The organism is Streptomyces sp. NPDC014006 (genome assembly GCF_043088925.1).
Taxonomy (GTDB): domain Bacteria; phylum Actinomycetota; class Actinomycetes; order Streptomycetales; family Streptomycetaceae; genus Streptomyces.
The window spans coordinates 749,105-771,645 of record NZ_JBICAJ010000001.1 but is presented as its reverse complement, the minus strand read 5'-3'; the positions used below and the strand labels follow the sequence as shown (position 1 = coordinate 771,645).

Genomic DNA, 22,541 nt, shown 5'->3' with positions numbered 1-22,541 from the left:
GGTGGACGCCCCGAAGCGGGCGGGGCTGTGCCGGTATGCGGCGTCACCGCCCGATCGCCGTCGCGTAAAGGTCGTAACTGCGCGCGTCCTCGAACCGGTGCAGCACTTCCGCCAGCATCCGGTCCGCCGCGTCGTCGGACACACGAACCCCCCGCTCGAGCCGCGCGGCGACCCGTGCGAGCGCCACCCCGATCCACGCGGGGTCCGCGAGAAACCCGCCCGCCGGCCGCTCCCGCCACACCCCGAGACACGCGGCCCCCGCGACAAGCAGCGCATAGCGATCGGCCAGGGCGTACGCGCGCGGGCTGACGTACTTCCCCGCGGGACGGGCGGCCAGCTCCTCGCACCCCTCCCGCAGCACCCGCAGCTGGGAGACGAGCACGGCCGCCGCCCCTGCCGCCGCGCCGTCGGCACACCGCGCCGACTCCTGAAGGGAACCGATCAGCGAGTCCCGTGCGCAGCCGTCCGCGTCGTCCGCCACCCGGTACGGCGGCAGCCCGGCGTCAAACGGCCGGAACAGCGCTGCCAGTTCACCGCCGTCCGCCGCCCCGCCCAGCGAGGGCAGCCGCAGCATCTGGGAGACGAGCACGGCCCGGGAGGCCGACGCCCCGGCGCTGCCGAGCCCGATCATCGGCAGGTCCCGTGCCGTCTTGTGGAAGATGCCGTACGCCCCGCCGGTCGCGTACGCCTCCGCGCCGAGCACGATCGACAGGTCGTCCATCGTCTCGGTGAGGATCGTCGGCAGCAGGTACTTCGCCACCGCGCCGAGTGTCCGGCACTCCCGCGGCAGCAGATGCACCGCCCGGGTGGCGAGGAGCGAGAGGCAGTCACACACCAGCAGGTCGGCGAAGGCGTTCACCAGGGCGGTGCGGGTGCGCGCGGAGTGCAGGGAGGCGGGGCTGCGCAGCCGATGCGAGCGGGCGAAGGCGGTGGTGGTGCGCAGCGCGGTGTCGGCGCAGCCCAGCGCCATGGACAGACCGGCGCTGCGGGTGAGCGGGAAGACGTGTTCGGCCAGCCGTGTGCCGTCACCGGCCGCGGAGAGAAGCCGCCCGGCGTCCAGACGGTGGTCGTCGAAGGCCACGCCCTGGATGACGCAGCCGCGCACGCCGACGGTCCGGCGGCGGGGCAGCAGCGTCATCCCCGAGCCGGCGGTGTGCGCGGGGCCCGGCGTGAGGAAGGCGCTCGGGCCGCGCGGGGTGTCGGCGAACAGCACGAGCGCGTCGGCGCGGGCGGCGTTGTTGACGGCCTCCTTGCGTCCGCTGAGCCGGTGGCCGTCGCCGTCCGGCACCGCGGTGAGCCGGTTGCGCAGGAAGTCGTTGCCCTGGGGCGGTTCGGGATAGCCGCAGGCCATCCGGCCGCCGGCGAGCAGCAGATCGGCGGTGGCCCGGCGCTGCTGCTCGCTGCCGCCCGCCCACACCACCACGGAGGCCAGGTACGAGGTCCAGCCGTAGCCGAGGCCGAGTGCGGCGTCACGCCGGAACACCGCGCGCAGCACCCGGCCCAGTACGTCGAGGCGGTCGAGCCGGCCGCCGAGTCGCCGGGGCACGAACTCGGCGTTCAGCGAGAAGGCGTCGAGCAGCCGCTCGGCGGCCGGCAGCAGCCGCTGCTGTTCGTCGGCGGCGAGGAGCTGCTGGGAGCCGAGCGGGTTGCCCGGGTCGTCGAGGTCTCCGAGGTCGTGTTCGAGCCGGGCGATGCGTTCCTGCACGGCGGCTTCCGAGGAGTCCGCCGTGTTCACCGCGGTGGTCATGACCTGTCTCCGTCCTCGTCCGGCCCCCGCGGGGCCCTGCCCGACCGCCACGGCTCAAGACGCGCTCAAGGTCGTCCGGCCAGACTCGTTCACATCGCTCGCGCCGTGCCGGGCCACGGAGGTCAGGTGCGTCACCGGAACCTCCGGCGGCGCCGGCGCCATCGGCCAGGCGAGCGGTTGGCCGTCGTTGCGGTAGGCCTGCCAGAGCGGGTTCTGGTCGGCGGGCAGCCACATGGCGCCGTAGACCACGAGGCAGTTCCAGATCGGCCGCAGCAGCCGCTCGAGTACGACTCGGGCGACCGTGCTGCCGCTCCTTGCTGTTGCGGGCATGTCGTGCCGTCCCTTCTGAGGTGGGAAGAGCCACGATCCCCGGAGCGGCTCGGCCTCTCCTCGAGGAACTCTCGTGCGTGCCGCGCGCGGTGGTGTGCTCGAGTGCGGCTCGAGCGGGGTGTGGTCGGATGTCGGGGCGAGTGCAGTGCCGAGGCACAGAAGGGGGGCCGGACGGTGTATCAGTGCGAGCACGAGCTGACGGTCGTCGAACGCTTCACGGCCACGTCGGCCCCGTCGGCGTTCGACCGCGAACTCCTCGGGTACGCCCGCTACCGGGAGTCCCGCAAGGGGTTCGTCTCCCGGGTGACGGCGGCGCTGACCGGGCGGCCCGGCGGGTATGTGCACCTGGAGCAGTGGACGGGGCTGGACAGTCTGCTGCGGGTGGTGCACCAGAACGCGGCCGCCCTTTCCGGTGCGCACGGGCTGGCGGCGACGTTGCGGACGGAGTCCCATCTGCTGGTCAGCGTGGGGCGGATGGTGTCGTCCGGCACCCCGGCCGAGGCCGCGCTGCTGGTGCTGGTGCGGGCCCGGGTGACGGACGACCCGGAGCGGTTCGAGACGGACTTCGGCGCGCTGGTCGGCCAGTGCGTGGGCGAGGAGACGTTCGGCGGCAGCGATCTGCTGCGCTCGGTGACCGACGCCTGCGCCTACACCGGTGTGATGTGGTGGCAGGACGCCGCGGCCTGTGAGCGGGTCCGCAGCGGCGCCGCCTACCGGGACCGCCGCGAGCGCCTGACGGCCACGGCGACGGTCGTGGAGGAGACGGCCCGCCCGCTGTCGCCCGTCTGAGCCGTCGCGGCCGCCCGTGTCCGGCGCGAGTCCCTCTCGAGGGGACGCCCGCAGCATCGGCCGTATGGACGAGCCCATCGAACCCATCGAACCGAGGGAAGCAGCCGTCGTGCAGCCGGCGTTCGCCGTCGTCCGCGGGCGGCCGGACGCCTTCGAACTGGCGGCCCTGACCGCCGTGCTGCTCGCCCGTTTGCGGGCGCGGGAGGACGGTGCAGGCGGCGACGAGGACGGCGCGCTGCGGGCCCCCTGGGACCGGCCGCGCCGGGCCCGGCCGCAGACCGGCTGGACGGCGCGGCGCTGAGCCGACGCGCACCACCCGACGCAACCGGTGCCCCCGAGCACGGGTCAAGCGCCCTTCAAGAGGCTGCACATACCGTGCTGTACCGGGCGAACCAGGCGTCGAAACGGGGGACGTCGAGCGCCCGTACGACTCGCAGGGGGTCCACATTGAACGGCTACCGCACCTTCACCGAAGTGATCATGGACAGAGCCGCGCGGACACCGGAGCGCGCCGCGCTGCTCCTGCTGCCGGACAGCGACGAACGCGGCCGCCCGGCCCCGGTCTCCTACCGCGCGCTCGACGCCCAGGCCCGCCGTCTCGCCGCCCGGCTGTGCGCCGACGGCGCCACCGGGGAGCCGGTGCTGCTCCTGCACGCCTCCCGCAGCCAGTTCGCCGTGTCCTTCCTGGCCTGCCTGTACGCCGGCGCCATCGCCGTACCGGTGCCGCCGTACGGCGGCCGCAGCCACCACGAGGAGCGGGTGGCCGGCGTCGTCCGGCAGACCTCGCCGCGGGCCGTGCTCACCGACGCCGCGCTCGCCCCGGACGTCTCGCGCCTGCTGGCCCGGCACGGCCACGGCTCGCTCCCCTGCCTGGCCGCCGACGCGGTGTCCGGCCCCTCGGACGCGCCGCTGCCCGAGCCGGGCCCGGACACGGTGGCCTACCTGCAGTTCTCCTCCGGCTCCACCGGCGATCCGCGCGGTGTGACGGTCACCCACGCCAATGTGCTCGCCAACCAGGAGGCCCTGACGGCTCTGCTGGGCACGGGGCCCGACTCCCGGATCGGCGGCTGGCTGCCCTTCCACCACGACATGGGCCTGGTCGGTCAGTTGCTGCACCCGCTGTGGCTCGGCGCGACCTCCGTCGTACTGTCACCGGAGTCCTTCGTGCGGCGGCCGGTGCGCTGGCTCCAGGCCATCGACCGGTACGGCATCGAGGTCAGCGGTGCGCCGGACTTCGCCTACGACCTGTGCGCGCGGCGGGTCACCGACGAGGAGCTGGACGGGCTCGACCTGTCCGGCTGGCGGGTCGCGGTCTCCGGCGGGGAGCCGGTGCGCGCCGAGACCGTCCGGGCCTTCACCGAACGGTTCGCGCGTGCGGGCCTGCGCGCGCAGGCGATGCACCCCGCCTACGGCCTGGCCGAGGCGACGCTGCTGGTCTGCGGCGGCCCGGCCGCCGGGGGCGAGCGGACGGTCGACGCCGACGCACTGCAGCAGGGCCGGCTGCGCGAGCCGCGGCCCGGCCGGCCGGCGCACACGCTGGTGCCGTGCGGCACGGTGGACGCGGCGGCGGGCCGGATACGGGTCGTCGACCCGGAGACCCGCGAGGTCGTGCCGGACGGCGGGGTCGGGGAGATCTGGGTGAGCGGACCGGGCGTCGCCCCCGGCTACTGGCGTGACCCCGCGGCGACCGCGGAACGCTTCGGGGCCGCGACGGCCGACGGCCAGGGCGGGATGCTGCGCACCGGTGACCTGGGCGCGGTGGACGGCGGCCGGCTCTATGTCACCGGCCGGCTGAAGGACGTGATCGTGGTCGCGGGCCGCAATCTGTATCCGCAGGACCTGGAGCGCACCGTGCAGCGGGTCAGCTCGCTGTTCGGCACCGGCTCGGCGTTCTCGGTGCCCGGCGAGCGCGAACGGGTGGTCGTGGTGCAGGAGTTGCGCACCCACCAGCGCTACTCCCTCGATCTCGAGGAGCTGGTGACGGACGTACGGCGGCGCCTGACCGAGGAGTTCGAGGTGACGGTGGCCGGTGTGCTGCTGGTCCGCCCCGGCACGGTCCGCCGCACCACCAGCGGAAAGGTCGAACGGGTCGCGATGCGCCGGCTGTTCCTGAACGGCGGTCTGCGCCCCTTGCACCAGTACGTCGCCGACGATCTGGCACCGGCGGCAGGCCGGCGCCGGCAGAGCGTGGCCGGCGGGATCGGGGCGTAGGGAGGCGTCCGCGCCGGGCCGGTGCGGGCGAGCGGGGCCCGTACGTGCAGCCGCGAGGCGGTACGGACCCCGCGTCCACGACAGACACCGCCGGGCGATGGGGCCGGCGGACCACCGGCAGGGAAACCGACGGAAGGGGAGGACGTGAGCGACACGGCACCGGGCGGGCCCGACGAGGGGGGCTTCGCCGCCTGGCTCACCGACCGGATCGGCGGGTACGCCCGGCGGGAGGTCGGCGAGGACGAGGACCTGTCCGACTGGGGGCTCGACTCGGTGGCGCTGCTCAACCTCTTCGGGGACATCGAGGCGGAGTTCGGTCCGCTGTTCGACCCCGCGGACATCTGGGCCCACCCGACCATCCGCGACCTCGCCCACTATCTGGCGATGCGCTGCGGCATGCACCGGCACTCCGGGCGGGTCCGGGCGGTGTTCGTGTTCACCGGGCAGGGCTGCCAGCACCCCGGCATGACGGCCGGGCTGCACCGGGAGCTGTCCGCCTACCGCCGCCATCTCGCCGAGGCCGACGAGGCGATCGCCCCGTACCTGGGCCGCTCGGTGCGCGAGCTGATCCTCGGCGACGACCCCCGGGTGCACCAGACGGCGCTGACCCAGCCGGCGCTCTTCGCCGTCGGGTACGCCCTGGCGATGACGCTGCTGGAGGAGGAAGGGGTGCGCCCGGTGGCCGTGCTGGGCCACGGCACCGGCGAGCTGGCGGCGGCCGTGATCGCCGGTGCGCTGACGCTGGCGGACGCGGCGCGGCTGGTGTGCCTGCGCGGTGCCTGTATGCAGTACCTGCCCTCCGGCGGCGGGATGATGGCGACGTGCGCCGGCCCCTTCGAGGCGGCCGACGCGGCGGCGGGTGAACCACAGGTGTCCGTCGGCGCGTTCAACGCGGCCCGCGCCACGGTGCTTTCCGGTCCGGTCGAGAGCCTGGAGCGGGTGCGCGAACGCCTCGCCGAGATCGGCATCTCGAGCGTCTTCCTCCAGGTGGCCCACGCCTTCCAGTCGCCGCTGATGGAGCCGGTGGCCGGGCGGTTCGAGGACGCGGCCCGGCATGTGCCGGGCGGGCGCCCGTCGTTGCCGTACTACTCGACGGTGTACGGCCGGGAGTACGGTGAGCCGCTGACCAGCGCCTACTGGACCGCGCAGATCACCGCGCCGGTGCGGTTCTCCGACGCGGCCCGCCGGATGCTGGCGCAGCAGGCGCCCAGCCATGTCGTGGAGATCGGCCCGAAGGCGGTGCTCACCCCGTTCCTGCGGCGGATGGCCGGGGCGCACGGGCCGTCCGTGCTCACGGTGTGCCGCGGCCCGCGCAGTGACGCGGTGGACCTCGCCGGTGTGCTGTCCCAGCTGGACGCGGGCCCGTTGGCGGAGATCTGAGCCGGCCGCCCCTACGGGATCCAGCCGGCCTCCTCGGCGATCCGGATGGCGTCGATCCGGTTGCGGGCGCGGAGCTTGTCCACGATGGCCGTGAGGTAGTTCCGTACCGTGCCCTGGGTCAGATAGAGATGGTCCGCGATCTCGGCCGCGTCGGCGCCGCGGGCGGCGAGCCGCAGCACCTGCGTCTCGCGCGGGGAGAGCGGGTTGTCCGGCGCCTCCCAGGCGCTGAGCGCGAGTTCGGGGTCGATGACCCGCTGGCCGGCCGCGACCGAGCGGACCGCCTGGGCCAGCCGGCTCGGCGGGGAGTCCTTGAGCAGGAAGCCGGAGACCCGCGCGGCCATGGCCCGGCGCAGCGTCCCGGGTCTGCCCAGGCTGGTGAGGATGAGCGTGCGGCACTGCGGTGCCTTCTCGTGCAGATCGGCCGCCGCGGTGAGCCCGTCGACGCCGGGCAGATCGATGTCGATGACGGCGACGTCGGGACGGGTCTCGAGCGCCGACGGCACGATGAGGTCCCCGCGGGCCACCGAGGCCACGACCTGGAGATCCGGCTCCAGTTCCAGCAGCGCGACGAGCGCGCCGCGGACCATGTGCACGTCCTCGGCGAGCAGGATTTTGATCAACGGCATTGCTTCCCCCGATATGTCAGTTGCTCAGACCGCGGCTCTGTCCGCTTCCCCGGTCCAGCCGCCCGCGCCCGCCGCGGCGTGCCCGCGCGGCACCAGCGGTTCGGCGTCCTCCTGCTTGGGCGGCCTGAGCGGGGCGATCGCCGTCAGCCGGAACCGGTTGCCGGCGACGACGCCGGCGGACATCTCACCGCCGACGGCGGCCAGCCGGGTCCGCAGGTTGCCCAGTCCGCTCCCCCGGCCCGGCGCGTCGGGGCGGTCGGGCGCCGCGACGCCGTCGTTGACGAGGTCCATCCGCACCGTGTCCCCCTCGCTGCGGACCTTGATGGTGCACGACTGCACCTTGCTGTGCCTGAGCATATTGGTGACGCCCTCGCGCAGGGCGGTCGCCAGCACGGTGTCCACCAAGGGGTGGAGGCGTCCGCAGTCGATGTCCACCTCGACGCCGACATCGGCGGCGGCCATCACCTCGACGACCGACTGGGCCTCCGTCTCCAGCGACATCTCCCGGTAGCCGCTGGCCACCAGCCGCACATCGGACAGGGCCTGCCGGGCGACGACGAGCACGGAGGCGATCTCCTCGCGGGCCCGCTCGGGGTGGACCGGTACCAGGCGGTGGATCAGTTCGCTCTTGAGCGTGATGGTGGACAGGCTGTAGCCGAGCAGGTCGTGCAGGTCCCGCGCGAAGCGCAGCCGCTCCTGGGTGACCGCCATCCTGGCCATCTCGGCGCGGGTGTCGTGCACTTCGCGCACCAGGTCGGTGAGCCGGGTCAGTCCGTAGATGACCAGACCGGTCAGCGCGGTGGAGACGGCGTAGTAGCCCGTCTCCAGGGGTGTGGCGTGCTCGCCGAGCGACCAGCCGAGGATGAACAGCGGGACCGCGCCGTAGCAGGGCCAGGCGATCCGTCCCGGGAGCATGAGGAGAATCGATCCGGCGAGGGGTCCGGCCATGCTGCCCCAGGCGACGCCCAGCCAGACCAGCGGCCCGAACGTCAGGGCGGCCTGCACGGCGACGACGGCCGCCCGGCGCCGCTCGGACCAGCGGCGCGCCCGGGGCGCGGTGAGCAGGATCTGCACGGTGTAGAGGGCGGCCACGACGGCGGTGCACAGGACCAGTGCGGGCGTGCCCGACACCTCGTTCTGCACGTTCAGCACGGTGACCACCCCGTACCCCGCGAAGACCACCGTGCTGATCCCCTGGGCGAACCGCGGCGCCAGCAGGTCCCTCGCCCCGCTCAGGCTCCTGGCCTGCGCCGGCGCCCCACCGGCCGGACGACTGCTCGCCGTGTCCGGAGGCACTCCCTCCGCCGGGCCCCTGACACGGATGAGATCACTGTCCGAAGTCCTGAACCGGCCCGCCATGTGTCGACTCCTCGCATGGATGTCGGGAGCATGCGTGACGGAACTATAAGCCGACACATGCCCGGTACGGGACCTGTGCAGCGTCTTCACGCGAGCTACAGCAGAAGCGGTACCGGGTTGAGTTCCTCGTACGGTGTGGGGCGGGCGAGTTGGCCGAGACGGACCGGTACCTCGTACAGCCTGCCGGGGGCGAACCTGGCGTAGAAATGCCGTAGTCCCGGTACCAGGACCTTGACCACCGGAATCCCGACGTCCGGCCGGGTCTGGTCCAGTACCAGCAGCTCAAGGCCGTGCGCCGCGACGAGGGCGCGGACGTCCTCGACGTCGGCGAGGAGGTCGTCGTGGCGCAGGTGCGGCCGCCAGCTGACCGGGGTGCGCGCCGACTGCCCGGTATCGGGCAGCAGATGAGGCTCGTCGGGGACGTGACCGGCCGCGCCGGAGCTCGCGGGGGGCAGCATCTGGACCATTTCGGTCAGCGCCCGGCGCAGCGCCAGCCGCGGGTCGAAGTGCGCCCCGAACCCGTAGACGGTGTCCGGCCCGTCGGCACTGCGGGAGGCCGCCACCACGACCGGGATGCCCAGGTCGGAGGTGAGGTCGAGGGCCCAGACACGGCGGCCCGCCCGGCCCAGGGTCTCGCGCAGGCCGGTCAGCCACGGCTCGTCGAAGGCGTCCAGGTCGAGGCCGGGCCGGCGCAGCCGGTTGTACCACCACAGGGACACCGCGTCCCGTTCGACGAGTTCCAGGAAGCCCTGCACCACGGCGTCCTCGGTGCTGCTGCCCGCCGCGTTGCCGTTGGAGTCGGCCCACTGCCCGTCCGCTGCGCCGCCGGGCGCGCTGTCGAAGTACAGCGTTGAGGTGGGCAGCAGCCGCTGGGCGCCGGCGGTGAGCGACCACACCGGGGTCCACTCGGTGGGCCGGTGCGCCTCGAAGGGCGCGCACACGTGGTGGAACGGAGTGTGGGAGGCGTTCCAGCGGCCCCGGTCGGCGTACTGCCGCTCGTGGAACAGCTGGTAGGTGTTGGGGTGGACGGCCGCCTCGCCGAGGCCGGTAAGGGAGTCGGTGACGGTCAGCTCGTCGCCCTGGCGGCTCGCGCAGTAACGTTCCACCGCCTCGCACAGGGCGCTCGCCCGCGCCTCCGTCGCGCTCACGCCCTTGCCCGAGCTGCGCGCGCGCAGCACCCGGTGCATCCCGGCCGCGGAGTGCCCGCGCAGGGCCAGGTTGTGGCCGGAGTCGTAGGCGTGCAGCCCCTCGGGGAGGCCCGCCATGGGCGTGATGTCCGTGACGATACCGGTGACAGGGCCGATCAGATGGCCGTGCCGCTCGAGCATCTGCCGGGCGGACAGCGCACGGTCGTTGCTGCCGGATCCGGCGGCCTTGGGCCGCGAGAGCAGGACCACCGGCCGCCGGGTCCGCTCGGCGACCAGCGTGGGCTCGCCGCAGTCCGGGCACTGCGGGCGCCGGCGCACCGGGTGGTGGGTGGTGCGCAGCGTGAGACTGTCCAGCACGCACACTGCCCCCTGCTCCGGACCCCGCAGTCCGGCAAGCCACTTGGCGGTCTCCAGAACGGCGCTGTGCAGCCCCACGGCCCGTACCGCGGCCAGTGAGGGCGACGGCCGTACATCGGCGGCCGGCCCGAGTGCCCGGCGCACCGACAGCTCGCCGCGCCGGTGCTCGCGCAGCCGGTGCGCCAGGCAGGACCAGCACGCGCCGTCGCCGTCCGGTGCGAAGACCGGCCCGGTCCACGGCTCGGCGGCGAACGGGCGCGCCAGCAGCCAGGGACGGCGCGCCGCCCGTAACCGGGCCGCCACCGCGGCGAGTTGCGGCGCGAGGTAGTCCTCGCACAGCACGAGGGCGAAGTCGGCGTCGGCGTCCTCGGCGACCGCGGTGACACCGGAGGCGCGGCAGGCGGAGCGGGCCGCCTCGATATCGACGTCCCCGACGCCGATCACCGCCACCGCCCGGGCGCGCACCTCGCCCTCGGCGACGGCCCCGTCCAGGCCGGCGCGGTCCCAGTAGGCCTCGGCCGAGCCGCGCTCGGAGCCGGCGGACGGGCAGGGCCCGTCGTGCCGGTAGCCCACGAGGTTGGCCTCGGCCAGCTGCCGCACCACCCGGCCCGCCACATCGGCGGGCATGGCGGCCGCGGCCTCGCGCAGCAGCTCGGGCAGGGTACGGCTGCCGTCGAGCAGCTCCAGCAGGGTCTCCGCACCGGCGCCCCGCACGGCGGTGACGTCCTGGTCGGACCACACGAACACGGCATCTCCCGGGACCGACACGGCCCGCACGTGGCGCTTGAACGCCACGAACGGGCCGCGAGCCGGGCTCTGCTGCTCTCTCACGCACCCGCCCGGGTGCCGAGCACCGAGGAGATGCACATGCACCAGCCGGCCCGCCCGGCGTCGGCACGGGACAGGCTCTCGACGAGGATCTCCCCGAACGCGCCGCCGGCCGGGCCGGACTCGCCGGTGCGGGACTGCTGTTCGGTCAGGCGCGAGATGTCCTCGGTGATGTTCATGCGTACCCCCTGTGTGATGAACGAACTCGTCGGTGGACGCGGCGAAGTGGAGGCGAACCGAATGGCGCCCCCGGCGTCCGGTTCGAGAGTCTGCTGTCGGAACTTCAAGCTCCGGCAGTGCGCCACTCACCGGAGCGGCATGACATTTTCATGAGGGCGGTCGTGCGCCCGTCACTGGGCCGCGAGCGGACCGCGGTGCGAGTCTCATGAGCCGGACTCCGAACGGGCCGCCACGGGGACGCCGGCGGCCGTGGCCCAAGGGGGAGAACGCTTATGGAGATCCAGATCCTGGGGTCGCTCGCCGCGCAGGAACGCGGCGTGTCGGTCGTACCGAGCGCCGCCAAACCCCGCCAGCTGCTGGCTCTGCTCGCGCTGCACGCCGACCGGGTGGTGTCGGTGCCGACGCTGATGGAGGAGATCTGGGGGGAGGGCATCCCACGCAGTGCCTCCACCACCCTGCAGACCTACATCCTGCAACTGCGCCGCCGGCTGACCGCGGCGCTGGACGGCGATCCGCTGCGCGACGCCAAGGACATCCTGGTCACCCGGTTCGGCGGCTATCTGCTCCAGGTCGAGCCCGGCCGGGTCGACGCCCACGAGTTCGAGCGGCTCGCCGTGGCCGGCGGCACCGCCTTCGAACTCGGCGACTACCGCACCGCCTCCGGCCTGCTGCACCGCGCGCTGGCACTATGGCAGGGCCCGGCCCTGGTCGACGTGCCGGCCGGGTCGGTGCTGGAGCTGGAGGTGCTGCGCCTGAATGAGGAACGCACGGCCGCGCTGGAGCGGCGCATCGAGGCCGACCTGCGGCTCGGCCGGCACGCCGAGGTGGTGCCCGAACTGCGGGTGCTGTCCGCGCGCCACCCCCTGCACGAGGGTTTCTGCGCTCAGCTGATGCGCGCCCTGCACCGCACGGGCGGCAGCTGGCGGGCGCTGGAGGCCTACCAGCGGCTGCGCGGCTCGCTGGTACGCGAACTGGGCCTGGAACCGTCGTCCGCCCTGCAGGAACTGCACCAGGCGGTCCTGTCCGGCGACCCGGAACACACCCTGCACCCGGCGGGGGGTCGCGTGGGCGGGGGCGGGGGGCTGTCGGTGGGGTGACCGGCCTGTTCGGGCGGTTGCCCCGGCTTCGGGCCTGTTCGGGCGGCGCCCGGCGACGGGCCACCGCAGCACGGGCCGTACCACGGGCCGGGTCCCGGCCCCCGGTCCGTGCCCGATCGAGCGATTCTCCAGAAGGGGTGCCGGAGCCTTCGAGGCCGTCTCCCTACGGTGCCGCAATGACGACCTTCGACGAACTGCTCGCCCTCGCCCCCGCACCCGATCTGCACCGCTCCACCGACGAGCTGAAACGGCTGAAGGAGGAACTGAGCCGCGGCCCCGACCCCGAGGCCACCCGGCGCCAGCACGCCAAGGGCAAGCTGACCGCCCCGGAGCGGCTGCAACTCCTCTTCGACGAGGGAACGTTCACCGAGATCGAGCCGCTGCGCCGGCACCGCGCCTCGGGTTTCGGCCTGGAAGCGCGCAAGCCGCACGGCGACGGCGTGGTCATCGGCTGGGGCCTGGTGCACGGCCGCACGGTCTTCGCGTACGCCCACGACTTCCGGGTCTTCGGCGGTGCCCTGGGCGAGGCGCACGCGGAGAAGATCCACAAGGTGATGGACCTGGCGGAGGCGGCGGGCGCGCCCGTCGTCGGCCTGAGCGACGGCGCCGGCGCCCGCATCCAGGAGGGCGTCACCGCGCTCGCCGGGTACGGCGGCATCTTCCGCCGCAACACCCGCTCCTCCGGCGTCATCCCGCAGATCAGCGTGATCCTCGGCCCGTGCGCGGGCGGCGCGGCGTACTCCCCCGCGCTGACCGACTTCGTGTTCATGGTGCGCGGCACCGCCCAGATGTTCATCACGGGCCCCGACGTGGTCCAGGCGGTCACGGGCGAGCAGATCACCCACGACGGCCTCGGCGGCGCGGACGTGCACTCGTCCCTGTCCGGCGTGTCCGGGTTCGTCTACGACGACGAGGCGGACTGCCTGGCGGACGTGCGCCATCTGCTGTCGCTGCTGCCGCAGAACAACCGCGAACTGCCGCCCGTCGCGCGCGGCGGCGATCCGGCGGACCGCCGCACGGAGGCGCTGACCTCCCTGGTCCCGGCGGACCCGCAGCGGGCGTACGACATGCGCGCGGTGATCGAGGAGATCGTCGACGACGGCGAGTACTTCGAGGTGCACGAGGCCTGGGCGCAGAACGTGGTGTGCGCGCTGGCCCGCCTGGACGGCCACGTCGTGGGCCTGGTCGCCAACCAGCCCACCGCGCTGGCCGGCGTGCTCGACATCCACGGCTCGGAGAAGGCGGCGCGCTTCGTGCAGTTCTGCGACGCGTTCAACATCCCGCTGGTCACGCTGGTGGACGTGCCGGGCTTCCTGCCGGGCGTCGACCAGGAGCACAACGGCATCATCCGGCACGGCGCGAAGCTGCTGTACGCCTACTGCAACGCGACGGTCCCGCGCATCTCCCTGGTCGTCCGCAAGGCCTACGGCGGCGCGTACATCGTCATGGACTCCCGCTCGATCGGCGCCGACCTGTCCTTCGCCTGGCCGACGAACGAGATCGCGGTGATGGGCGCGGAGGGCGCGGCGAACGTGGTCTTCCGCCGCGAGATAGCCGCATCCGACGACCCGGACACGACCCGCGCCCGCCTGATCAAGGAGTACAAGTCCGAACTGATGCACCCGTACTACGCGGCGGAACGCGGCCTGGTCGACGACGTCATCGACCCGTCCGAAACCCGCATCGTCCTGATCCGCTCCCTGGCGATGCTCCGCGCGAAACACGCGAACCTGCCGGAACGCAAGCACGGCAATCCGCCGATGTGACGCGAACCCCCGAAGGGGCAGACGAGTCGGGCTGTACGCCGGGTTCTGTTCCCCGGGTTCCTCGCGGAGCCCGGGGCGACGGCCATCCATCTAGGGCCGGCGTTGCCGCCGGTCTCGTGCGGTCTACCCGCGGACTCGGGCGGGCAGCCCTCGAACGTCCGCGCAGAGCGCCTTTTACAGCGCTCCTTTTGACCTTGCTCCGGGTGGGGTTTACCTAGCTGCCCAGGTCACCCTGGGCACTGGTGGTCTCTTACACCACCGTTTCACCCTTACCGAGGGCCGAGGCCCCCGGCGGTCTGTTTTCTGTGGCACTGTCCCGCGGGTCACCCCGGGTGGCCGTTAGCCACCACCCTGCCCTGTGGAGCCCGGACGTTCCTCGGGAAGCCCCCCGTCAAGGGGACTCCACGCGGCCGTCCGCCCGGCTCGTCTGCCGTGCGGACCATGGTACCGGGCGGGTGGTCGTGCGCGGACCGGCGGCCGTCGCGAGGACCGAGCCCGCCAGGATCAGGGCGAAGGACACCGTGATCGTCACCGTCAGGCGCTCGTCCAGGAACATCGCGCCCGCCGCCACCGCGACCGCCGGGTTGACGTAGGTGATCACCGTGGCCCGCGTCGGACCGGCCTCCTTGATCAGCTCCATGAAGGCGACGAACGCCACGGCCGTGCAGATCACGCCCAGCCCGGCCAGCGCCGCCAGCACCGAGGGAGCGGGCACCTCGGACGGCCAGGTCGCCGCCGCGGCGGGCGCGTACACCAGCGCCGCCAGGGCCAGGCAGGGCGCCGTCAGGTGCAGGGACGGAACGTCCCTTAGGTGACGCGCGGCGATCAGCGGCGCCGTGGCGTAGCCCACCACCGTCAGCAGCACCTCGGCCAGGGAGCGCGCGTCGCCGCCGGTCAGGTGCGGGGCGGTGAGGACGCCGACGCCGGCGAGTCCGAGGGCGAGGCCGCTCAGACGTCGTATGCCGAGGCGTTCGGTGTCGCCGAAGGAGCGGGCCAGGGCCACGCCGACGACCGGGACGCCCGCGATCAGCAGGCCCGCGGTGGAGCTGGACAGGTGGCGTTCGGCGTCGGTCAGGGTGAACCACGGGCCGATGATCTCGATGCACGCGAAGGCCAGCAGCGGCCGCCAGTGGGTGCGCACGGTGTGCGCCAGGCCCGGCTGCCGCAGGGCGAAGGGGAGAAGGAGGGCCGCGCCGAGCGCGCAGCGCACGAAGACCACGGTGGCCGGGGACACCGCGTCCACCGCCACCTTGATCATGAGATAGGGGATGCCCCAGACCACTCCCATGAGGGAGAAGAGGAACCAGCCGCGTGCAGTCATGCGCCGAGTTTCGGCCAGGGCGTCACCGTGCGTCTTGAACGCTGTTGCGGTACGCCGCCGGGGTCACCCCGAGCACCCGGCGGAACCAGCGGGTCAGGTGCGCCTGGTCGGCGAAGCCCACCAGGCCCGCCACCTCCGCAGGGCGCAGACCCGCCTCCAGCAGGCCGCGGGCCCGGGTCACCCGGTGCTGGGCGAGCCAGGCGTAGGGCGGTATCCCCATCGCCGTACGGAAGGCGCGCAGCAGCTGGTAGCGGGACAGGCCCAGCTCGGTGGCGAGGTCGGCGAGGGAGGGCGGGGCGAGCAGTTCGCCGGCCAGGCGGTCGCGGACGACGGCGGCGACGCGGTCGGCGCCGGGCACGGTGTCGCTCGCCGCGCGGGCCGTGGAGTGGCGCCGGGCCAGGGCCGTGAGCAGCCACGGCAGCCGGGACTCTGCCTCCAGGGGGTCGGGGCAGGCGGCGAGTTCGGTGTGGGTCAGGCGCAGCGCGGCGGCCAGTTCGGGATCGTGCAGGACCGGTTCGCGAAAGTGCGGGAGGGCGTCGCCGAGCACGCCGTCGCCCAGCAGCTCGGGCGCCGCGTACAGGGCGCGGTAGGCGTAGCCGCCGTCCGGTGCTGCGGGGCCGCCGGTGTGCATCTCACCGGGTTCCAGGACGACGAGGGAGCCGGGCCCGGAGTGGATCCGCCCACCCCGGTAGGCGATGACCTCCAGGCCGCCGAGGGTGACGCCGACGGTGTACTCGGCGTGGGCGTGCGGGGCGTAGACGTGCCGGTCGAAGGAGGCCGTCAGCAGATCGAGCGCCGGCCCGCACCGCCCCAGCCGCGCCCTGGTCCACCGCGCCTGTTCCCGTCCGCCCATGCCGCACACCCCCAGCTTTTCCCAGAGGGTGCAACGCCGAAGGGCTCAGAGAAAGTCCGCGGTGTCCAGGTCGAAGGCGAAGGGCTCGGGCCGGCGCAGCGGCTTTCCGCAGGGACGAATCCAGCCCTCGCGGTAGTCACCGTCCACGGGGTCGCCGAAGAGCGTCGTGCGGGAGATCTCGCGGTCCACGAGAAGAGGGAGCGGGATCTGACCTCGGGCACAACAGCGGCGCCTGGCCTCCCGGTCCCGCCACGGCGAGAACTGCATGTCCGTGTCCGTCCGCCGGTACATCCGGCCCACGATCCGGCTGACGCAGTGTCCGTGGTTCCCCTAGGACGGCGGGGTCACGGCCATGTCACCCTCGATGAGCTCCACCCGGATGCCCTCCGGGGTGTCCAGCTCCGCGAACCAGTCGGTCATACGTCCCTTCACGACCGGGTCCCATTCCGTCGCCGCCCTGCCCCTCACGTCGGTTCGGGCCGGCTTGGAGCAGCCGGCGGCCACCGTGCCGAGACGTCGGGCACCGTTCCCACGATCGTGGCCGCTTGACCCTGCCGCGACGTCAGCCTCTTCACTGGGGTCATGCGGATCGGAGAACTCGCCGCGGCCGTCGGGGTCACCACGCGGGCCGTGCGGCACTACCACCACCTCGGGCTGCTGCCCGAGCCGGAGCGGCTGGGCAACGGCTACCGGGACTACACCCTGCGGCACGCCGTCGTGCTGGCCCGGATCCGGCGGCTGACCGAGCTGGGGCTCGGCCTCGCGGAGGTGCGGGACGTGCTCGCCGACGATGCCGGGAAGGACCTTATCGAGGTGCTCACCGAGCTGGACGCCGACCTCGCCCGGCAGGAGGAGGCGATCCGGGAGCGCCGGCGGCGGCTGCGGGAGCTGCTGGAGGCGGAGGCGCTGCCCGCCGAGGGGCCCGTCTCGCCCGGGACAGCCGCACTGCTCGCCCGGGTGCCCGGCTCGGCGTCGCCCATGGCGGCCAAGGACCGCGAGATCCTCGCGCTCCTGGACACCGCCGCGCCGCCCGAGGCGCGGGAGCGGATCACGGCCGTACTCGCCGAGGCCCTGGCCGACCCGGAGGCCGTACGACGGACCGAGCACGCGTACGCGCTGCTCGACCTGCTCGCCGGCGCGGCGGCGGACGATCCGCGGGTGGCGGAGGCCGCGCGGGCGCTGGCGGACGCCGTCCCGGCCGGTCTGCTGCCCGAGGGCGGTGTCCCCGAGGGCGACGCCTTTCTGCGGGCGGTGTGCGCCGACTTCTCCCCCGCGCAGGCCGAGGCGTTCCGGCGGGCGCTGCGGATGATCGCCGGACAGCGGCGATGAGGACCGCCCGGGCGCTGGCCCGGCACGAGGCACGGCTGATGGTGAGTCTCCTGCTGTGGCTCGCCCGGCGGCGCCACGGCACCCGCGACGCCACGCACGCCTTCGGGTATGCCCGCGGGCAGGGCGCCACGACCGCCGGACTCGCCTTCGTCTGCGTCGTCGAGACCTTCACCTTGTCGGTGCTGCTGCGCGACTGGCCGACCGCGCACGCGGTGGCGCTCGTGCTGGACGCCTACACGGTCGTGTTCGTCGTCGCCCTGCACGCCGCGTCCGTCGTCCGTCCCCATGTGCTCGACGGCGCCACCCTCCGCGTGCGGCACGGCACGCACGTGGACCTGCGCATTCCAAGGCACGGCATCACGGCGATACGGCGTGAGCTGCGCGCCTCTTCCGCGCGCGCCCCCGGCGAGCTGGACGTCGCCGTCGGCGGGCAGACCTCTCTCACCCTGGAGCTGGCCCGCCCGGTCACCCACGTCACGCTGCTGGGCCGGCGGCGCGAGGTGCGTGTCGTACGGCTGCACGCGGACGACGCCGACGGCCTGGTGCGGGCGCTCACGCCGGCTCGAAGCTCACCTTCGCCGTCGGGGGATCGGCCTGGGTGAGCCGTACCGGCAGGCGCTCCCCGAGGGAGCCGGGGCCTGCGCCGCGGATCTCCCCGATGACCGCGGGTGACTCCACCTGGACGGTTCCCCGGTGGTCGTCCAGCTCGACGACGCACCCCTGGAAGACCTCGCCCACCCGGTCCTGCAACACCACCGCCTCGACCAGGTCGATGCAGGCCCGGTCGACCTTGCTCGCGAGGCGGCCGCCCTCCGCCATCCGGTCGTGCACCACGTCCAGCGCGGCGCGCGCCCACTCGGGCGGTTCCTGCCCGGCACAGGCCGCGAGCGCGAGCTCCGAGGCCCAGCGGTCGACGAGCCGGCGCAGGGGAGCCGTGCAGTGGGTGTACGGCGCGGCGACCGCGGCGTGCGTGGTCAGCTCCGGGATCCGCCCGTCGCGGAAGACGGTGTACTCGGCGTGGCCCATCACCGTGGCGCACGCCTGGAGGAAGGCGGCGTGCCGCGGCCGGTGCGGGTCGAGCGAGCGGACGAGCTGCGCGTACGACACGTGGTGGGGCCAGTCGATGTGCAGCGCGAACGCGGTGCGGCGCAGCCGGTCGACGGCGCCGACCGGGGTCGGCGGCAGGGTGCGCAGGATGCCCGTGCCGTGCGCCAGCATCAGCTCGGCGCCGGTCATGCCGGTGAGCAGGGAGATCTGGGCGTTCCAGCCGTCGGTGGCGAGCGGGGCGCGATAGGCGAGTTCGTAGGTGTGGTCGCGCGGGACGATCTCCTGCTCGGGCACGCGCAGCGAGACACCGCCGCGCTCGGCCTCCAACGCCTCCCGCAACTGGCCGACGGTCTTCAGCAGCGCGAGCGGTTCCTCCGCCGTACCGGCGTCGATCTGCTGCTGCACGCCCGCGTAGTCCAGCCGGGCCCGGCTGCGCACCAGGGCGCGGCGGACGTCGACGCCGCGGGTCCGGCCGTCGGCGTCCAGGTCGATCGTCCACAGCACGGCGGGCCGGGTCTGCCCCGGCAGCAGGCTCGCGGCGCCCTCGCTCAGCACGGGAGGGTGCAGCGGGACGCGGCCGTCGGGGAAGTACAGGGTCAGCACCCGCTGCCGCGCCTCGCGGTCCAGCGGCCCGCCCGGTACGACGAAGGCGGCCACGTCGGCGATGGCGTACCGCACCCGGTAGCCGGTGCCCTGCCGGGACAGGTGCAGGGCCTGGTCCAGGTCGAGGGAGCCGGGCGGGTCGATGGTGAACAGCGGGACGTCGGTGGCGTCGTGCACCGGCAGCGCCGGGTCCCGGGCCGCCCGGTCGGCCTCGGCGAGCACCTCGGGCGGGAAGGGGCCGGGGACGGCGAGCCGGGTGCGCAGCGCGTCGAGGGCGCCGCGCATCGGGCCCTTGGGGGCACCGGTCACGTGCACGGGGCAGCGGAGCATACCGCCACCGTAGGGCGCGGGCGGCCGGGAGGCACGCCGTACGCTGTGGCGGTCCCGTTCGATAAGGAGAAACTCCCGTGCTCGTCCTTCTCCCGCCCTCCGAGGGCAAGGCCCCCTCCGGCACCGGCGCCCCGCTCTCGCCGGAGTCGCTGTCGCTGCCGGGGCTCACCCCCGCCCGCGAGGCCGTGCTGGAGGAGCTGGTCGAGTTGTGCCGGGCGGACGAGGAGAAGGCGCGCGAGGTGCTCGGGCTGAGCGAGGGGCTGCGCGGCGAGGTCGCGAAGAACGCGGCGCTGCGCGAGGCCGGTGCGCGGCCCGCCGGTGAGGTGTACACGGGCGTGCTGTACGACGCGCTGGGCCTCGCATCGCTGGACGCGGCGGCCCGGGAGCGGGCGGCGGAAGCGCTGCTGGTGTTCTCGGGGCTGTGGGGTGCCGTGCGGGTGACGGACGCGATCCCCTCCTACCGCTGCTCGATGGGCGTGAAGCTGCCCGGCCTGGGGGCGCTGGGCGCGTACTGGCGCACCCCGATGGCGTCCGTGCTGCCGGAGGCGGCCGGGGACGGACTGGTGCTGGACCTGCGGTCGGCGGCGTACGCGACGGCGTGGAAGCCGAAGGGCGAGGTCGCGGAGCGCACGGCGACGGTGCGGGTGCTGCACGCGCCGACCCGGAAGGTGGTCAGCCACTTCAACAAGGCGACGAAGGGGCGGATCGTGCGCAGCCTGCTGACGTCCGGCACCGCGCCCGAGGACCCGGCACGGCTGGTGGAGGCGCTGCGGGACCTCGGATATGTCGTGGAGACAAAGGCTCCGGCGAGGCCGGGGCGGCCGTGGTCGCTGGACGTGCTGGTGGACGAGGTCCACTGAGGGCTGGGCCCTGTCGTTCGGATCACCCCGGCGTCGCCTCCGCCTTGCAGCTGCACGCACCAGACCCGCTCGGGTCGGCCGAAAGGCGCCGCATCTCACAGCCGGCCTGATCCAAACGACAGGGCCCAGGTGCACATGGGGCCCACCGAGCTTGCGTTGCACATATTGCAACGACCTTTGCGCCCTCCGCATCGGGCGGGCAGGATGACGCCATGCCCGAGTCTCAGCCTGCCTCCGTACCCCTGCCTGCCCCCGTGTCGTCGCCTGCCTCCGTGCTGGACCTCGCCCCCGTTCTCCCGGTGGTCGTGCTGCAGGACGCCGCCGACGCCGTACCGCTGGCGCGGGCGCTGGTCGCCGGTGGGCTGCCCGCGATCGAGGTGACCCTGCGCACGCCCGCCGCGCTGCCCGCCCTGCTGGCCATCGCACAGGAGGTGCCGGGCGCGGTGGCCGGCGCGGGCACGGTCATCACGCCGGAGCAGGTGGCCGACTGTGTCGCGGCGGGGGCGCGGTTCCTGGTCAGCCCGGGGTGGACGGACGGTCTGCTGACGGCGATGACGGCGTCCGGGGTGGGGTTCCTGCCGGGGGTCTCGACCGCCTCGGAGGTGGTGGCGCTGCTGGAGCGCGGAGTGCGGGAGATGAAGTTCTTCCCGGCGCAGGCCGCGGGCGGCACGGCGTACCTGACGTCACTGGCCGGCCCGCTGCCGCAGGCCCGTTTCTGCCCCACCGGCGGCATCACGCCCGACCTGGCGCCCGACTACCTGGCCCTGCCCAACGTCGGCTGCGTCGGCGGCAGCTGGATGGTGCCGGAGGACGCGGTGGCGGCCCAGGACTGGGCCCGGATCGAGCGGCTGGCCCGGCAGGCGGCCGGGCTCGGCGGGCGCGGCCGCTGACGGCTCAGCGCAGGTGCCCGGTGTCGTTGAACAGACGGACGCTGGCGTTGCCGTCCGCGTAGTAGGCCACGACCGACAGGGACGCCGCCGACAGTTCCATACGGAACAGGGACTCCGGGGGCGCGCCCAGGGCCAGCCGGAGCAGGGTCTTGATCGGCGTGACATGGGTGACGAGCAGGACCGTGCGGCCGGCGTACGCCGCGATCAGCTTGTCGCGGGCCGCCGCGACCCGGGTGGCGGTGGCCGCGAAGCTCTCGCCGCCGCCGGTCGGCGCGGCGTCCGGCGAGGCGAGCCAGGCGTTCAGGTCCTCGGGGTGACGCTCGCGCACCTCGGCGAAGGTCAGCCCCTCCCACGCACCGAAGTCCGTCTCGCGCAGGCCGTCCTCGACGGTCACCTCCAGGCCGAGGCGGGCGGCGACGATGCCGGCGGTCTCGCGGGTGCGGGCGAGCGGGGAGGCGACGATGTGCTGGATGGTGCCGCGCCGGGCGAGCGCGGCGGCGACGCGTTCGGCCTGCTCCCGGCCGATGTCGGAGAGGGCGGGGTCGGTACCGCCACTGCCCGAGAAACGCTTCTGCGGGGTGAGCGGTGTCTCACCGTGCCGGAGCAGCACGAAGGTGGCCGGGGCCCCGAGATCGGGAGCGGAGCCCCAGCCGGGGGCGGAGGTCTCGGAGGGGGCGGCGCCTGTCTGGGCTGGGGCCGCACCCGTCTGGGCTGGGGCCGCACCTGTGTCGACGACGGCAGCCCCGACTGCACCACTGGTGCCCGCCGAAGTGGCGGCGCCGCCGCTGACAGCACCCCCGCTGTCCGCCCAGGCGGCACCGCTCGCCGGAGCCGCATCGGATGCCGGGACGGCCTCGCGGGTCGGCTCGGCAGGCGCCCCCGACGCCGTGGGTGCTGTCGTCCCGGACACCGTGGGTGCCGTCGTCCCGGACACCGTCCGGGCCGCGCGGACGTCGGCCAGTGCCGCGCGGGCGCGGGCCGCGCCCGCCGCCGCGTCGCCGGGCGGGCCCGACGGCTCCGGGGCGGCGGAGGCGGTCGCGTCCAGCTCCGCGCGGGACGCCGACGGCGTCCACTCCTCGCCGCGGCCGCCTGCGTCCATCGCCTCGTTGGCCAGGCGGTCGGCGTGCTTGTTCCGCTCGCGCGGGATCCACTCGTAGGTGACCTGGCCGGGCGGGAACACCGTCGCCGCCTCGGCCGCCAGCGGCTTCATCGACGGGTGCTTGATCTTCCAGCGGCCCGACATCTGCTCGATGACGAGCTTGGAGTCCATCCGGACGTGCACCGAGGCCGACGCGTCCAGCTCGTGCGCCGCGCGCAGCCCGGCGACCAGCCCCCGGTACTCGGCCACGTTGTTGGTGGCGACGCCGATGTACTCGGCCCGCTCGGCCAGCGTCTGCCCGCTCGCCGCGTCCCGGACCACGGAGCCGTACCCGGCCGGGCCGGGGTTGCCCCGCGACCCGCCGTCGGCCTCGACGATGAACTCCCGCACC

20 protein-coding genes, 1 other RNA gene and 1 pseudogene are annotated in these 22,541 nt (G+C 74.1%); 10 read left to right on the top strand and 12 right to left on the bottom strand.

Annotated elements, in window-relative coordinates:
* Window positions 1-43: 43 nt before the first annotated feature.
* On the bottom strand, window positions 44-1,747 hold the full coding sequence (locus ACF1GV_RS03530) for an acyl-CoA dehydrogenase family protein (RefSeq protein ID WP_391677383.1): 1,704 nt from the start codon (window positions 1,745-1,747) through the stop codon (window positions 44-46).
* A gap of 54 nt (window positions 1,748-1,801) precedes the next feature.
* A complete protein-coding gene (locus ACF1GV_RS03525; protein ID WP_363267557.1) occupies window positions 1,802-2,077 on the bottom strand; it encodes a hypothetical protein in 276 nt (91 codons plus the stop codon).
* 174 nt (window positions 2,078-2,251) lie between these two features.
* Here ACF1GV_RS03525 and ACF1GV_RS03520 point away from each other — a divergent pair, with 174 nt between their 5' ends.
* The 4 genes from ACF1GV_RS03520 to ACF1GV_RS03505 all read left to right on the top strand — a co-directional run bounded on the left by ACF1GV_RS03520 (window position 2,252) and on the right by ACF1GV_RS03505 (window position 6,457).
* On the top strand, window positions 2,252-2,866 hold the full coding sequence (locus tag ACF1GV_RS03520; protein WP_391677381.1) for a hypothetical protein: 615 nt from the start codon (window positions 2,252-2,254) through the stop codon (window positions 2,864-2,866).
* A 64-nt stretch (window positions 2,867-2,930) separates the two neighbouring features.
* Window positions 2,931-3,167: an acyl-CoA carboxylase epsilon subunit gene (locus tag ACF1GV_RS03515; protein WP_391677379.1), complete on the top strand. Its 237-nt coding sequence runs from the start codon at window positions 2,931-2,933 to the stop codon at window positions 3,165-3,167.
* A 179-nt stretch (window positions 3,168-3,346) separates the two neighbouring features.
* Window positions 3,347-5,077 carry a fatty acyl-AMP ligase gene (locus ACF1GV_RS03510; RefSeq protein ID WP_391677377.1) on the top strand — a complete coding sequence of 577 codons (1,731 nt, stop codon included), beginning with the start codon at window positions 3,347-3,349 and terminating at the stop codon, window positions 5,075-5,077.
* Between the two features lie 144 nt (window positions 5,078-5,221).
* Window positions 5,222-6,457, top strand: a complete 1,236-nt coding sequence (locus ACF1GV_RS03505; RefSeq protein ID WP_391677375.1) for an acyltransferase domain-containing protein — start codon at window positions 5,222-5,224, stop codon at window positions 6,455-6,457.
* 11 nt (window positions 6,458-6,468) lie between these two features.
* On the opposite strand, the gene ACF1GV_RS03500 is transcribed toward ACF1GV_RS03505, so the two are convergent.
* The 4 genes from ACF1GV_RS03500 to ACF1GV_RS03485 form a co-directional block, all read right to left on the bottom strand.
* Window positions 6,469-7,077, bottom strand: a complete 609-nt coding sequence (locus ACF1GV_RS03500; protein ID WP_363267655.1) for a response regulator transcription factor — start codon at window positions 7,075-7,077, stop codon at window positions 6,469-6,471.
* 30 nt (window positions 7,078-7,107) lie between these two features.
* Window positions 7,108-8,379 carry a sensor histidine kinase gene (locus tag ACF1GV_RS03495; RefSeq protein ID WP_391677372.1) on the bottom strand — a complete coding sequence of 424 codons (1,272 nt, stop codon included), beginning with the start codon at window positions 8,377-8,379 and terminating at the stop codon, window positions 7,108-7,110.
* A 158-nt stretch (window positions 8,380-8,537) separates the two neighbouring features.
* Window positions 8,538-10,694, bottom strand: coding sequence for a TOMM precursor leader peptide-binding protein (locus ACF1GV_RS03490; protein ID WP_391677371.1), 2,157 nt, complete (start codon window positions 10,692-10,694; stop codon window positions 8,538-8,540).
* 80 nt (window positions 10,695-10,774) lie between these two features.
* Window positions 10,775-10,954 (bottom strand): hypothetical protein, encoded by a 180-nt coding sequence (locus ACF1GV_RS03485; RefSeq protein ID WP_391677368.1) that lies wholly within the window; start codon window positions 10,952-10,954, stop codon window positions 10,775-10,777.
* Window positions 10,955-11,227: 273 nt separating this feature from the next.
* Here ACF1GV_RS03485 and ACF1GV_RS03480 point away from each other — a divergent pair, with 273 nt between their 5' ends.
* Window positions 11,228-12,052, top strand: a complete 825-nt coding sequence (locus tag ACF1GV_RS03480; RefSeq protein ID WP_363267549.1) for an AfsR/SARP family transcriptional regulator — start codon at window positions 11,228-11,230, stop codon at window positions 12,050-12,052.
* Between the two features lie 176 nt (window positions 12,053-12,228).
* Window positions 12,229-13,818: an acyl-CoA carboxylase subunit beta gene (locus ACF1GV_RS03475; RefSeq protein WP_391677366.1), complete on the top strand. Its 1,590-nt coding sequence runs from the start codon at window positions 12,229-12,231 to the stop codon at window positions 13,816-13,818.
* An 18-nt stretch (window positions 13,819-13,836) separates the two neighbouring features.
* On the opposite strand, the gene rnpB is transcribed toward ACF1GV_RS03475, so the two are convergent.
* The 4 genes and pseudogenes from rnpB to ACF1GV_RS03455 all read right to left on the bottom strand — a co-directional run bounded on the left by rnpB (window position 13,837) and on the right by ACF1GV_RS03455 (window position 16,181).
* Window positions 13,837-14,244: RNase P RNA component class A (gene rnpB / locus ACF1GV_RS03470), an RNA gene on the bottom strand.
* Between the two features lie 115 nt (window positions 14,245-14,359).
* Window positions 14,360-15,076: pseudogene (locus ACF1GV_RS03465) on the bottom strand (DMT family transporter); the annotation flags it as partial.
* Window positions 15,077-15,161: 85 nt separating this feature from the next.
* Window positions 15,162-15,992 carry an AraC family transcriptional regulator gene (locus tag ACF1GV_RS03460; protein WP_391677364.1) on the bottom strand — a complete coding sequence of 277 codons (831 nt, stop codon included), beginning with the start codon at window positions 15,990-15,992 and terminating at the stop codon, window positions 15,162-15,164.
* A gap of 45 nt (window positions 15,993-16,037) precedes the next feature.
* The gene (locus ACF1GV_RS03455) at window positions 16,038-16,181 is read right to left on the bottom strand and encodes a hypothetical protein (protein ID WP_391677363.1); all 144 of its coding nucleotides are present in this window, start codon (window positions 16,179-16,181) and stop codon (window positions 16,038-16,040) included.
* A gap of 393 nt (window positions 16,182-16,574) precedes the next feature.
* Between ACF1GV_RS03455 and ACF1GV_RS03450 the strand changes: the two genes are divergently transcribed.
* Window positions 16,575-17,321 (top strand): MerR family transcriptional regulator, encoded by a 747-nt coding sequence (locus ACF1GV_RS03450; protein ID WP_391677361.1) that lies wholly within the window; start codon window positions 16,575-16,577, stop codon window positions 17,319-17,321.
* The gene (locus tag ACF1GV_RS03445; RefSeq protein ID WP_391677359.1) at window positions 17,318-17,923 is read left to right on the top strand and encodes a hypothetical protein; all 606 of its coding nucleotides are present in this window, start codon (window positions 17,318-17,320) and stop codon (window positions 17,921-17,923) included. The genes ACF1GV_RS03450 and ACF1GV_RS03445 overlap by 4 nt, the downstream gene beginning before the upstream one ends.
* Here ACF1GV_RS03445 and ACF1GV_RS03440 read toward each other — a convergent pair.
* Window positions 17,874-19,301, bottom strand: coding sequence for an RNB domain-containing ribonuclease (locus ACF1GV_RS03440; RefSeq protein WP_391677358.1), 1,428 nt, complete (start codon window positions 19,299-19,301; stop codon window positions 17,874-17,876). The genes ACF1GV_RS03445 and ACF1GV_RS03440 overlap by 50 nt on opposite strands.
* Before the next feature lie 77 nt (window positions 19,302-19,378).
* Between ACF1GV_RS03440 and yaaA the strand changes: the two genes are divergently transcribed.
* A complete protein-coding gene (gene yaaA / locus ACF1GV_RS03435; RefSeq protein WP_391677357.1) occupies window positions 19,379-20,161 on the top strand; it encodes a peroxide stress protein YaaA in 783 nt (260 codons plus the stop codon).
* Window positions 20,162-20,373: 212 nt separating this feature from the next.
* Window positions 20,374-21,051, top strand: a complete 678-nt coding sequence (eda, locus tag ACF1GV_RS03430) for a bifunctional 4-hydroxy-2-oxoglutarate aldolase/2-dehydro-3-deoxy-phosphogluconate aldolase (protein ID WP_391677354.1) — start codon at window positions 20,374-20,376, stop codon at window positions 21,049-21,051.
* A gap of 4 nt (window positions 21,052-21,055) precedes the next feature.
* Here the strand turns inward: eda and ACF1GV_RS03425 are convergent, their stop codons facing one another.
* Window positions 21,056-22,540 carry a bifunctional RNase H/acid phosphatase gene (locus ACF1GV_RS03425; protein ID WP_391677352.1) on the bottom strand — a complete coding sequence of 495 codons (1,485 nt, stop codon included), beginning with the start codon at window positions 22,538-22,540 and terminating at the stop codon, window positions 21,056-21,058.
* Window position 22,541 lies beyond the last annotated feature (1 nt).